The sequence below is a fragment of the Enterococcus rotai genome (assembly GCF_001465345.1).
In the GTDB taxonomy this organism is placed as follows: domain Bacteria; phylum Bacillota; class Bacilli; order Lactobacillales; family Enterococcaceae; genus Enterococcus_L; species Enterococcus_L rotai.
Genome location: NZ_CP013655.1, coordinates 3,680,955 through 3,693,252, shown reverse-complemented (window position 1 = coordinate 3,693,252; position 12,298 = coordinate 3,680,955). Strand labels below are relative to the sequence as shown.

Annotated in this window: 11 protein-coding genes; 9 read left to right on the top strand and 2 right to left on the bottom strand. The window is 38.3% G+C overall.

Annotated elements, in window-relative coordinates; genetic code table 11:
* Nucleotides 1-21: 21 nt before the first annotated feature.
* Both whiA and ATZ35_RS16505 read left to right on the top strand, forming a co-directional pair.
* Nucleotides 22-957, top strand: a complete 936-nt coding sequence (whiA, locus tag ATZ35_RS16510; RefSeq protein ID WP_208928199.1) for a DNA-binding protein WhiA — start codon at nt 22-24, stop codon at nt 955-957.
* Nucleotides 958-1,005: 48 nt separating this feature from the next.
* Nucleotides 1,006-1,206: a hypothetical protein gene (locus tag ATZ35_RS16505; protein WP_208928198.1), complete on the top strand. Its 201-nt coding sequence runs from the start codon at nt 1,006-1,008 to the stop codon at nt 1,204-1,206.
* A 15-nt stretch (nt 1,207-1,221) separates the two neighbouring features.
* Here ATZ35_RS16505 and ATZ35_RS16500 read toward each other — a convergent pair whose 3' ends face one another.
* The gene (locus ATZ35_RS16500; protein WP_208928197.1) at nt 1,222-1,743 is read right to left on the bottom strand and encodes a DsbA family protein; all 522 of its coding nucleotides are present in this window, start codon (nt 1,741-1,743) and stop codon (nt 1,222-1,224) included.
* A 104-nt stretch (nt 1,744-1,847) separates the two neighbouring features.
* Complete coding sequence (clpP, locus tag ATZ35_RS16495) at nt 1,848-2,444, bottom strand: ATP-dependent Clp endopeptidase proteolytic subunit ClpP (RefSeq protein ID WP_010760682.1); 597 nt, start codon at nt 2,442-2,444, stop codon at nt 1,848-1,850.
* A gap of 250 nt (nt 2,445-2,694) precedes the next feature.
* On the opposite strand from clpP, the gene ATZ35_RS16490 reads away from it, so the two are divergent.
* The 7 genes from ATZ35_RS16490 to ATZ35_RS16460 all read left to right on the top strand — a co-directional run bounded on the left by ATZ35_RS16490 (nt 2,695) and on the right by ATZ35_RS16460 (nt 12,252).
* A complete protein-coding gene (locus ATZ35_RS16490) occupies nt 2,695-3,210 on the top strand; it encodes a hypothetical protein (RefSeq protein WP_086278904.1) in 516 nt (171 codons plus the stop codon).
* Nucleotides 3,211-3,686: 476 nt separating this feature from the next.
* Nucleotides 3,687-5,378 carry a dihydroxy-acid dehydratase gene (gene ilvD, locus ATZ35_RS16485; protein WP_208928196.1) on the top strand — a complete coding sequence of 564 codons (1,692 nt, stop codon included), beginning with the start codon at nt 3,687-3,689 and terminating at the stop codon, nt 5,376-5,378.
* 13 nt (nt 5,379-5,391) lie between these two features.
* Nucleotides 5,392-7,086 (top strand): biosynthetic-type acetolactate synthase large subunit, encoded by a 1,695-nt coding sequence (gene ilvB / locus ATZ35_RS16480; RefSeq protein ID WP_208928195.1) that lies wholly within the window; start codon nt 5,392-5,394, stop codon nt 7,084-7,086.
* 1 nt (nt 7,087) lies between these two features.
* Nucleotides 7,088-7,570: an acetolactate synthase small subunit gene (ilvN, locus tag ATZ35_RS16475; RefSeq protein WP_086278907.1), complete on the top strand. Its 483-nt coding sequence runs from the start codon at nt 7,088-7,090 to the stop codon at nt 7,568-7,570.
* Nucleotides 7,571-7,624: 54 nt separating this feature from the next.
* A complete protein-coding gene (gene ilvC, locus ATZ35_RS16470) occupies nt 7,625-8,620 on the top strand; it encodes a ketol-acid reductoisomerase (RefSeq protein ID WP_208928194.1) in 996 nt (331 codons plus the stop codon).
* Between the two features lie 82 nt (nt 8,621-8,702).
* Nucleotides 8,703-9,956 (top strand): threonine ammonia-lyase IlvA, encoded by a 1,254-nt coding sequence (gene ilvA, locus ATZ35_RS16465; RefSeq protein ID WP_208928193.1) that lies wholly within the window; start codon nt 8,703-8,705, stop codon nt 9,954-9,956.
* A gap of 427 nt (nt 9,957-10,383) precedes the next feature.
* A complete protein-coding gene (locus ATZ35_RS16460) occupies nt 10,384-12,252 on the top strand; it encodes an acyltransferase family protein (protein WP_208928192.1) in 1,869 nt (622 codons plus the stop codon).
* Nucleotides 12,253-12,298 lie beyond the last annotated feature (46 nt).

Below are 12,298 nucleotides of genomic sequence, written 5' to 3'. Positions count from 1 at the left end.
ACAAGAGAGGAGGGCTGAAGCTTGTCATTTGCAGCAGATGTAAAAAAAGAACTGACGACATTAGAGGTTCATCGAGAGCATGCTAGGGCTGAGTTAGCTGCTTTGATTCGGATGAACGGATCATTAAGTATTGTAAACCAGCAATTTGTACTGAATGTTCAAACCGAAAATGCAGCGATTGCTAGACGAATCTATTCTCTTTTAAAAGATCATTACGATGTTCGATCGGAATTGTTAGTCCGCAAAAAAATGAAACTAAAAAAAAATAACGTGTATATCGTTCGACTAAAGCAAGACACGAAAAGTGTCCTAGCAGATTTGGATATTTTAGATGGCATGATGTTCAACACCCATGTATCCGATGATATTATCGGAAATGCACAAAAAATGAGATCATATTTAAGAGGAGCATTTATGGCTTCCGGTTCAGTCAATAATCCGGAAACAAGTCGTTATCATTTGGAAATATTTTCGATTTACGAAGAACATAATGACGATATTTGCCAGATGCTGAACTACTATGATTTAAATGCCAGGACGTTAGAGCGGCGCAATGGTTACATTTCTTATTTGAAAGGTGCCGAAAGAATTGCTGATTTCTTAACCTTGATCGGTGCGACAAATTCAATGCTAAAATTTGAAGATGTCCGTATTGTTCGTGACATGCGTAATTCAGTGAATCGCTTAGTAAATTGTGAAACCGCAAATCTAAATAAAACTATTGATGCAGCATCGAAACAAATTGAAAATATTCAGTATATTGAAAGTGTTGTTGGACTGGCTGCTTTACCAGGGAAACTGCAGGAGATTGCAGAGTTACGCTTAGAATATCCGGAAGTCAGTTTGAAAGAGTTGGGTGAGATGATTCCATCTGGCGCTATTTCAAAATCAGGCATCAATCATCGGATTCGGAAAATCAATGAATTTGCAGATAAACTAAGAGAAAAAAGTGCATAGTTCCGTGTAGATGGCTATATCTAAATAGCAGAGGGCTAGGTGAGTAGAATGGGTGTAGAAGATAAAGATTTTATCATGAGGCAAATCAAACAACTGGGAGAAGGAATAGGGACTTTTCTTGGAAAAGAAGATGTAGATAAGATTTTGAGCTTTGGTCAAGATGCTAAAAAAGAAGTAGAAGACTCCTCAATAGATAAAAGCGTAAATACCGATCATGAAAATAAAAAAAGTGAGACAAAGCCCAAATAGCTTTGTCTCATTTTTTTAGTACCGTTCAATATAGCGAATTAATTCTTCTTTTGTCACTGACTCATCAAAGATATGCTCACCAATTACGATGGTTGGCACAAATTTAATATTAGCAGCTTCCGCTTCCGCTACGATGGCTTGAACAATTGCAGGTTCTTCTTTTTTAGCTAGTTGCAAATTATCTTCTGCAAATATCGCGACATCTTCTAAAGAAAGATGTCCCCATTGATCTTGGGTATCATACATTTGTTTTAAATCGGTCAAACCCTTTTCAGGTAGATCATAATTGATATGATGATGCATGACATTACCACGTTGCAAACTTTCTTTTTCCTTATCTAAAAGTTTGATGATTCGTTGAACTTTGCCAGCTTTAACATATTCATTTAATAAGTCAAAAGATTCCTCAAACCATTTTTTACAATATGGGCAGCGAACATTCATAAATTCTACCATTTTTACGGGTGCTGAATCATTACCGATCGCTAAACCGTTCTTTGTTGTAACTTTTGTTGCATCAATTACTGAAATATCCATTTTAATACCATCCTTTCATTTCTTCTCTCTTTAGTGTAGCGCTTTTTGTTCGTAGTTTAAATAAAAATGCCCAAAATTCTTAAAAGAAATTTTGGGCATTGCGTTTATTTGCTTAATGAGCTGCTATTTTCCATTACTTCATCGATCAAGCCGTATTCTTTTGCTTGTTGAGCTGTCATAAAGTTATCACGATCAGTATCACGTTCGATAACTTCAAGTGGTTGACCCGTGCGCTCTGCTAAAATTTTATTTAAGCGATCGCGCGTGTCAAGAATGTGTTTCGCTGCGATTTCGATCTCAGTTGCTTGACCTTGAGCGCCGCCTAGCGGTTGATGGATCATAATTTCAGCGTTTGGTAAGGCAAAACGTTTGCCTTTTGTACCAGCTGTTAGTAAGAAACTCCCCATAGAAGCAGCCATGCCAAGGACGATTGTTTGAACATCTGCTTTAACAAAATTCATTGTATCGAAAATAGCTAAACCAGCAGAAACACTTCCGCCTGGTGAGTTGATATAAATATAGATATCTTTTTCAGAGTCTTGCGCATCCAAAAATAGTAATTGCGCAATGACTGAGTTGGCTACATTATCATCGATCGGACCACTCAACATAATGATTCTATCTTTTAATAATCGTGAATAAATGTCATACGCTCTTTCTCCACGAGATGACTGTTCAATGACTGTTGGTATTAAATTCATAGTATATTCCTCCTATATAAAAAACTCTTCAAAATCATTTTATCACAAAGCATACCTTAATGCTTAAAAAAAGTATACTTTATTGGTCAAAAAAGGTCAACACTAATGCTCTCAAATAAACTGAAAAATCGAATGATATTATTTGCTGATTTCATTCCTAAATCTTTGTTTTTTTTCTCTTATTTTTTTGCGCATATGAAAGAGTGTGTTATACTAAAAAAACAAGAATGAAAAGAGTGAGGGAATCCCAATGGTTGTTTTTATTGCAGGTATTACAGGTGTTTTGATCGGTGCTGTGATCGTATCAGTCGGGGTAGCATTACGTGTGACCTATGAGGAGCGTAAGGCTGTCCGGTATCGAGAACTAGAAAACTATGTCAAGGAAATAGAGACATTGAATCTTCTGAACAAGAAAATCAATGAGATCCTCCAAAAAAGAGACATCTATGTCGACAAATCAGTCAATTTTATTTCAATGGATGATTGTTATATCAGTATTGACGATTTTATCTATTTAGAATCGTTTTCGGCTCAAAATAATTTCTATTTGCCTACATACTTGATTGAAGAGTTTTTCAAAAAAATTGCACATAGAAAAGTCATTTTAACGCCTGATGAAGTAATCTCAATGGGCGGTAGCACGTATAAAGGCGGTCGGGTCATCTTAGAAAGTTTTTCAGATGAGTTACTTTCAATCATCGAAGACAAGAAACGACAAATGAAGCGATTAACACATAAACCGTTATATTATTTCCAAAGAGGTTAAAAATAGCTGACACTCCAATCATTTGGGGTGTCTTTTTTTATATAGTCAAAAATACAAACGATAAGTAAGAAAAGCAATGCGGATGTTTTTAGAATTTTCTGAATCTTTTTATCAAATTTTATTGACATTCTCATTTATTCGGTTTATAGTTAACAAAAGCTTTTATTTATCACATGCTATTTTAATCTTTATAGATTTTATAAAAGAGGAGACCATTGCCATGAAAAAGACAAACAACAACCACGTATTAGTCATTATTTTATCGTGTAGGACTTAGAACGCTGAGAAATTTCGCAGATGTTTGAGTCCTGTTTGTCTTTGGTAGATGGGGTTCTTACTAAGACATCCCATTTAATCAATGGGATGTTTTTTTTGTAGAAAGTGCTGTAAAGAGGCAAGGCATAAATAAGAAACCAAAGCAGAAGAATCTGACAAATAGAATTCTCTGCAGATAACAGAATTGGAGTGGATGAAACATGCGTAGTGATCAAATCAAAAAAGGAATCGAAGCCGCCCCTGCTAGAAGCTTACTTTATGCGACTGGACAGGTTAAAAATGCCAAAGATATGGACAAGCCGTTTATTGCAATTTGTAATTCTTATATTGATATTGTCCCAGGTCATGTGCATTTGAGAGAATTAGCGGATGTGGCAAAAGAAGCGATCCGTGAAGCTGGAGGAATTCCTTTTGAATTCAATACGATCGGTGTAGACGATGGGATTGCTATGGGACATATTGGTATGCGTTATTCACTGCCAAGTCGAGAAATTATTGCAGATGCTGCAGAAACTGTCATTAATGCGCATTGGTTTGATGGTGTTTTTTACATCCCAAACTGTGACAAAATCACTCCAGGAATGCTGATGGCCAGCGTTCGAACCAATGTCCCAGCAATTTTTTGTTCAGGCGGACCTATGAAAGCTGGCGTTGATCCGAGAGGCCATACAACAACACTTTCTAATATGTTTGAAGCAGTCGGTACCTTTAAAGAAGGAAAAATGACTGAAGAAGAATTTAATTTTATGGAACAAAATGCTTGCCCAACTTGCGGTTCATGTGCAGGAATGTTTACGGCAAACTCTATGAACTGTTTGATGGAAGTTTTAGGAATGGCTTTACCGGGTAATGGTACGATTTTAGCTGTATCAGATGAACGTAGAGAATTAGTTAGAAAATCAGCTTTTCATTTGATGGATCTAGTCAAAAATCAAGTGAAACCTAGAGATATCATCACCAAAGAAGCAATCGATGATGCATTCGCCTTAGATATGGCAATGGGTGGTTCAACCAATACTGTCTTGCATACCTTAGCAATCGCTAATGAAGCTGAGATTGATTACAACTTAGAGGAAGTCAATGCGATTGCAGAACGTGTTCCATATCTTTCTAAAATTGCACCATCTTCTGCATACTCAATGCATGATGTACATGAAGCTGGCGGCGTTCCAGCAATCATGAAAGAGTTAGTCGATCTAGGTAATGCTATTCATCCAGATCGGATCACGGTTACAGGAAAAACGATTCGTGAAAATGTTCAGGATGCTGTAATCAAAAATGAAGAAGTCATCCATCCAAAAGAAAATCCATACAGCCCAGTCGGTGGTTTATCGATTTTATATGGCAATATTGCGCCAAAAGGTAGTGTCATCAAAGTCGGTGGTGTTGATCCATCAATCAAAAAATTTGTAGGAAAAGCGATTTGTTTCAGTTCTCATGATGAGGCTGTTGCAGCAATTGATGATCATACTGTAACCAAAGGACATGTTGTCGTAATTCGTTATGAAGGACCAAAAGGCGGTCCAGGTATGCCAGAAATGTTAGCACCCACCTCGAGTATTGTTGGACGTGGCTTAGGTAAAGATGTTGCCTTGATCACTGATGGCCGATTCTCAGGAGCAACTCGGGGAATTGCTGTCGGACATATTTCTCCAGAGGCAGCGGCTGGAGGACCCATCGCATTGATTGAAGATGGAGACGAGATCGAAATTGATTTGATTAATCGAACGTTAGAATTACATGTTTCTGATGAAGAGCTGGCGAAACGAAATGACCAATTGCCAAAATTCAAAGCTAAGGTAAAAACAGGATACCTAGCTCGCTATACAGCTTTGGTAACGTCAGCTCATACAGGTGGGATCATGCAGATTCCAGAAGATTTGCTAGACTAGAGGAGGGAAGCTCATGGCAGAACAACAGAGAAAAATGAAAAATGGCTCAAAGATTTTGATTGAAGCGTTGTTGAAGCAAAAGGTAGAAATGATTTTTGGTTATCCTGGTGGAGCAGTCCTTCCTTTATATGACGCTTTATATGATGGCGATATTCCTCATATTTTGACGCGACATGAACAAGGCGCTGTGCATGCGGCTGAAGGTTATGCCAAAGCAACTGGGAAGCCTGGTGTTGTGATTGTAACCAGCGGTCCTGGTGCAACGAATGCAATTACAGGGATTGCGGATGCAATGAGTGATTCGATTCCGATGGTTGTGTTTACAGGTCAAGTTCTCACAGATGGTATCGGAAAAGATGCTTTTCAGGAAGCCGATGTGATCGGATTAACCATGCCAATCACCAAAAATAATTATCAGGTTAGAGAAACCAAAGAGCTACCAAGAATTATCGAAGAAGCCTTTCATATTGCAACAACGGGCAGAAAAGGACCAGTTGTGATCGATTTGCCAAAGGATATCACCATAATGGAATCAGACGCAGAGATTGAGGTCAAACTAAACTTACCAAGCTATCAACCAACCGTGAAACCGAATAAACTTCAGGTGAAAAAATTGATGGAAGCTCTTGCTACAGCCAAAAAACCACTAGTACTTGTCGGTGCGGGTGTCTTACACGCTGATGCAGGAAAAGAATTACTAGCGTTTATCAATAAATATCAAGTACCAGCATTGAGTTCTTTGTTAGGGTTAGGGGCTATTCCAACTGAACACGAGTTATTCTTAGGGATGGGTGGTATGCATGGATCGTTTGCAGCCAATATGGCGCTGACAGATTGCGATTTGCTGATTAATATCGGCTCTCGTTTTGATGATCGTTTAGCCAGTGCGCCAAAAGAATTTGCTTCAAATGCGATGATTGCTCATGTGGATATCGATCCAGCGGAAATTGGGAAAATCATTGAAACACAAATTCCGATTGTAGCCGATGCTAAAGAGACCTTAAAAGAAATGCTGAAAATCGAAGTCACATGTACCGATACGACTGATTGGAAAAAGTTAAATCTTTCTAGAAAAAAATTACATCCGTTTAAATACGATAAAGAGCAAACCACTGAAATCAAGCCGCAAAAAGTCATCGAATTCATCGGTGAATTGACGAAGGGTGAAGCGATTGTGGCAACGGATGTTGGTCAGCATCAAATGTGGGCAGCTCAGTTTTATCCATTCAAAAATGAGAAGCAATTGATCACGAGCGGCGGTCTTGGAACAATGGGATATGGTATTCCTGCGGCAATCGGTGCAAAACTGGGCTGCCCAGATAAAGAAGTCGTATTATTCGTTGGTGACGGTGGTTTTCAAATGACCAATCAAGAATTAGCTATTTTGAACATTTATAATAGCCCGATCAAGATTGTGATCCTAAACAATCGATCATTAGGAATGGTTCGCCAGTGGCAGGAAAGTTTCTTTAACGAACGTCGTTCAGAATCAGTTTTTGAGAGCCAGCCAGACTTTGTTAAAATGGCAGAAGCTTATCATATCAAAGGCGTTAGGCTCGATAATCCGGCGACCGTTGAAGCTGATTTGACTGAAGCATTTAAAGAAACTGGTTCGATTTTGATCGAAGTGATGGTTTCGCCGACTGAACATGTACTACCAATGGTTCCAGCTGGCAAAGCAAACTATCAAATGCTGGGGGTGGACTAAAATGAAACGGATTATTACAGCAACAGTCAATAATAATTCTGGTGTCTTGAATCGCTTCAGTGGTGTGCTGACACGCAGACAAGTCAATATCGACAGCATTTCAGTCGGTCCAACAGAGTTAGATCATGTATCACGAATCACCATTGTGGTTCAAGTATCAGATTTAAAAGAAGCAGAACAGGTTACTAAACAATTAAATAAACAAATCGATGTGATCAAGGTCTCAGATATCACAGATGAAGCACATTTAGAAAGAGAGCTAGCATTGGTAAAAGTCAATGCACCAGCAGCAGTTCGAGCTGAATTATTCTCAGTGATCGATCCGTTTAGAGCCAATGTGATCGATGTCGGCACTCGCTCAGTGGTGATCCAAGTTACAGGAACGAGTGAAAAAATAAGTGCTTTCGTTGATGTTGTCGCACCATATGGCATCAAACAATTAGCAAGAACAGGCGTCACTGGATTTACCAGAGGCAACAACTAAAAACAGGTCTTAAAGCATACGCTTATAAGCATAAAAAATTTGGAGGGTTCAACAATGGCAAAAGTATATTACGATAATTCAGTAGAGAACAATCAATTAGAAGGAAAAACAATTGCAATCATCGGTTATGGCTCACAAGGTCATGCTCATGCGCAAAACCTAAGAGATAACGGTAATCAAGTGATCATCGGAATCCGTGAAGGAAAATCAGCAGAAGCTGCTCGTAATGATGGTTTCGACGTATTATCTGTTGAAGAAGCATCTAAAAAAGCAGATGTTGTGATGATCTTAGCACCAGACGAAATTCAAGGAGATCTTTATGACAAAGAGATTGCACCAAATCTAGAGGCAGGTAACGCATTAGCCTTCGGACACGGCTTCAATATTCATTTTGATGTAATCAACCCACCAAAAGATGTGGATGTTTTCTTAGTTGCTCCTAAAGGACCAGGACACCTGGTTCGTCGTACCTTTACAGAAGGGTTTGCGGTACCTGCATTATTTGCGGTTTATCAAGATGCAACAGGAAAAGCTAGTGATGTTGCCTTATCTTATGCCAAAGGAATCGGCGCAACACGTGTTGGTGTGTTAGAAACAACCTTTAAAGAAGAAACTGAAACTGATTTATTCGGTGAACAAGCAGTATTATGTGGTGGTTTGACAAGCTTGATCGAAGCTGGATTTGAAACGTTGACAGAAGCTGGTTACCAACCAGAATTGGCATACTTTGAAGTATGTCATGAATTGAAATTGATCGTTGACCTGATTTATGAAGGAGGATTTGAGAAAATGCGTAACTCAATCTCAAATACTGCAGAATACGGCGATTATGTTTCAGGACCTCGTGTCGTAACCGCTGAAGCTAAAGCAAACATGAAAGAGGTTCTAACGGACATCCAAAACGGCAAGTTTGCAAAAGGCTTCATTGATGACAACAAAAACGGCTTTAAAGAATTCAATCAAATGCGTAAAGAAAATGCTGGACACCCAATCGAAAAAGTTGGAGCAGAACTACGCAAAATGATGCCATTTGTTTCAAGAGAAGACTAAATTAAACGATTAGCGAGCAGAGGCTGGGAAAATAGTCATTTTTCTCGGTCTCTCTTACATACTGAAAGGTGGGGAGAATTTGTTGACATTAACAAAAACAAATGTTGAAGAAGCATATGATGTGCTAAAAGACGTGGTAACCAAAACGCCATTGCAATATGATATGTATCTATCACAAAAATATCAATGCAACGTTTATTTAAAAAGAGAAGATCTACAGAAAGTTCGTTCATTCAAATTAAGAGGGGCCTATTATGCGATTAAACAAACTCCTCATGAGATGCTGAAAAACGGTGTGGTTTGTGCAAGTGCGGGGAATCATGCTCAAGGAGTTGCATACACTTGCCATGAAATGAACGTTGCGGCAACGATTTTTATGCCGACAACAACGCCACAACAAAAAATCTCTCAAGTAAAGTTTTTTGGTGGAGATGAAGTAACGGTCAAATTAATTGGTGATACTTTTGATGCATCCGCTAAAGCTGCTAAAGAATATGCTAGCGCCAATCATCAAGCTTTTATAGATCCCTTTAATGATTTAAATATCATGGCTGGACAAGGGACAGTAGCCGTTGAAATATTTCAAGAAGCGAATGAAGCTGAATTTCAAGTAGATTACTTGCTGGCAGCAATCGGTGGCGGTGGTTTAGTTAGTGGTGTTTCTACCTATACTAAAAGCGTTAGTCCAACGACGGCTGTCATTGGCGTAGAACCATTAGGTGCCCAATCGATGCGGGCGGCTTTTGATGAAGGTAAACCGGTAATGCTGGACAGTGTAGAAAAATTTGTTGATGGGGCAGCAGTGAAACAAGTGGGCAAGTTAACGTATGAACATACGCTTGAATATGTTGATGAGCTTTTAGCTGTGGATGAAGGGCAAGTCTGTTCTACGATTTTAGAGTTATACACTAAACAAGCAATTGTAGTCGAGCCAGCAGGAGCTCTGAGTGTTTCAGCGTTAGAACTGATCAAAGATGAGATTAAAGGGAAAAATGTTGTTTGTATCATCAGTGGTGGTAATAATGATATCAATCGAATGGAAGAAATCGAAGAACGTTCTTTGATTTCTGAAGGACTAAAACATTACTTTGTGATCAATTTCCCCCAACGACCAGGCGCATTAAGAGAATTCGTAACAGATATCTTAGGTCCAAATGATGATATCACCCGGTTTGAGTATACGAAAAAAGTCAATCGTGGAACAGGCCCAGTAGTGTTGGGTATTTTACTGAAAGACAAAGAGGAATTACCTAATTTACTACAGAAAATGGCTGAGTTTGATCCTAAATATATTGATTTAAGTGATAATCCGTCATTGTATGCGTTACTTGTTTAGAAGCCGAGATAAAAGGTTTAGCTCCTAGAAATAAGAAGGGGCTGCTTTTTTCTCGCCGTTGATTCGCTCTCGTGCAAATGAATGAAAAATGAGTTGTCGGTTAGATAAAATTCTAACTGACAACTCATTTTTTTTATTTCAAAAGAATGTCTAAAATTTACTTAAAAAATGGAAAATAGGAGAGAGAGTTCTTGCCATTTGTCTGGAAAGAACGTATATTTAACTTACTACATTAAATCGGTCAGAAAAACACCGACCGTCAAAGAACATGATCCCAGATAGAATTTTTTTAACACTTCAACAGACCACCTTTTTCGGGTCAAATAAGACTTATTTTTTCTATCGTCTATCATTTTTAAAATCATGTTCCTTTGTTAAAAATTACTCGAAATATAAAAAAGAATATTAGTAAAGTTGGAAAATATAAATGAATAATAAGAAAAGGTTAGAAAATCGCCGTTATATTACCGGGTTCGATGGGATACGAACTATTGCGGTCGTCGGCGTGATTCTGTATCATTTGTTCCCTAATATAATGCATGGGGGCTATTTAGGCGTCCCTATTTTTTTTGCAGTCTCTGGTTATTTAATTACTGATTTACTAAGGCAAGAATGGTTACAAACCGAAACAATCGATGTTAAAAGTTTTTATATACGCCGTATGAAACGGCTCTATCCAGGCTTAGTTGCCATGCTGGTAGCAGCTTCAGCCTATATTGTCTTTTTCCAGCAAGACTTACTCAATAATTTACGTAGTGTAGTCGCCAGTAGTGTCTTTTACTATAATAATTGGTGGCAAATTTTTAAAGGATTTTCTTATTTTGATCGATTTACCACCCAGTCACCATTTACACATATTTGGTCTCTTGCAGTTGAAGCACAGAATTATTTGATCTGGCCGTTGTTATTTATTGTGCTAAAAAAATATGTTAAGCACAGTGGTAAAATTTTTGGTTTGATCATGGCGGCGGCTGTTGGATCTGGTATTTTGATGGCAGTTTTGTATACTCCTGGTGCCGACCCGACAAGAGTTTATTATGGAACAGACACAAGATTATTTTCGATTTTAATGGGAAGTGGGTTGGCCTTTGTTTGGCCAAGTTTCCGTTTGAAAGAAGAAATTCCGATAAAGGCTAAAAATTTACTGAATGGCGTTGGAATTACCTCCTTGGTTGTCTTACTGCTTTCCTTCCTATTTTTAGCAGACCATCTAGCTTTTGTCTATTATGGTGGAATGTTTATCGTCAGTATTTTTGCAACGATTCTAGTGGCAGTTACAGCTCATCCAGGCGCCGATTTAAATCGTTGGCTGACAAATCCTGTTTTCACATGGTTTGGAAAAAGAAGTTACGGAATTTATTTGTATCAGTTCCCAGTCATGATTTTTTATGAAGCTAAAGTCAAAAATTTAAGTGATCATGTGTTGTTGCATTCTTTGATCGAGATTGCTTTGATTTTAGGCATTAGTGAATTATCCTATCGATTTATCGAGAAACCATTGGGCAAATTTTATTATCAGTATACGTGGTTTGCTATCAAAGATTTTTTCCGTAAACCATGGTTTACAGTGGCTAAAGTGACAGCTTTGATCAGTGTTGTTTTATCTTGTTTTGCACTCTTTGCTCTAGCTGTTGCGCCTTCCAATGAAGTTACTGCAGAACAGCAACAACTACAAAAAAATATTGAAGCAAACAAAAAGAAAGCAGAACAGAGAAAAGCAGAAGAAAAAGCCAAAAACGAAGGCAAAACGACCGATTCGACAAAAGCGGCAACGCCAGAGCCAGAGGCGAATTTTGATTTAACTGCTGAAGAAGCGAAGAAAGCCAAAGAGATGGACGTTACAGCTTTCGGTGATTCTGTTATCTTAGATGCAGCTGCAGGATTACAAGAGATTTTTCCTAAGATGATTGTGGATGGTGAAGTGGGGAGACAATTATATACCAGTACACCAGTCATTGAAAAACTAGAGAAAGAAAAATTATTGAAAGATAATGTTTTAGTTGGTCTTGGGACGAATGGATCATTTACCGAAGCGCAATTTGATGAATTCATGACAGCAATCGGTTCAAAACGAAAGGTCTATTGGATCAATGTTCGCGTTCCTACTCGTAGATGGCAAAATGAAGTCAATGGAATGCTCGAAACAATGAAGAAAAAGTACAAAAACCTTGTCATTATTGACTGGTACGGCTACAGTAATGAGCATGAGGAATGGTTTTATGATGACCGAGTTCATCCGAATGTAGATGGACAAGTAAAATACTCAAGTTTTATTGCAAAACAGTTAGTGAAATAAGAGTCAGATAAGGAACGCTGCAACGTCTGAACTAACACGACATAGT

What these genes read in the sequence shown, in the direction of transcription:
- ATZ35_RS16505 (WP_208928198.1), top strand. Translation starts at nt 1,006, where the DNA reads ATGGGTGTAGAAGATAAAGATTTTATCATGAGGCAAATCAAACAACTG.
- ilvD (WP_208928196.1), top strand. Translation starts at nt 3,687, where the DNA reads ATGCGTAGTGATCAAATCAAAAAAGGAATCGAAGCCGCCCCTGCTAGA.
- ilvB (WP_208928195.1), top strand. Translation starts at nt 5,392, where the DNA reads ATGGCAGAACAACAGAGAAAAATGAAAAATGGCTCAAAGATTTTGATT.
- ilvC (WP_208928194.1), top strand. Translation starts at nt 7,625, where the DNA reads ATGGCAAAAGTATATTACGATAATTCAGTAGAGAACAATCAATTAGAA.
- ilvN (WP_086278907.1), top strand. Translation starts at nt 7,088, where the DNA reads ATGAAACGGATTATTACAGCAACAGTCAATAATAATTCTGGTGTCTTG.
- clpP (WP_010760682.1), bottom strand. Translation starts at nt 2,444, where the DNA reads ATGAATTTAATACCAACAGTCATTGAACAGTCATCTCGTGGAGAAAGA.
- ATZ35_RS16490 (WP_086278904.1), top strand. Translation starts at nt 2,695, where the DNA reads ATGGTTGTTTTTATTGCAGGTATTACAGGTGTTTTGATCGGTGCTGTG.
- ATZ35_RS16460 (WP_208928192.1), top strand. Translation starts at nt 10,384, where the DNA reads ATGAATAATAAGAAAAGGTTAGAAAATCGCCGTTATATTACCGGGTTC.
- ATZ35_RS16500 (WP_208928197.1), bottom strand. Translation starts at nt 1,743, where the DNA reads ATGGATATTTCAGTAATTGATGCAACAAAAGTTACAACAAAGAACGGT.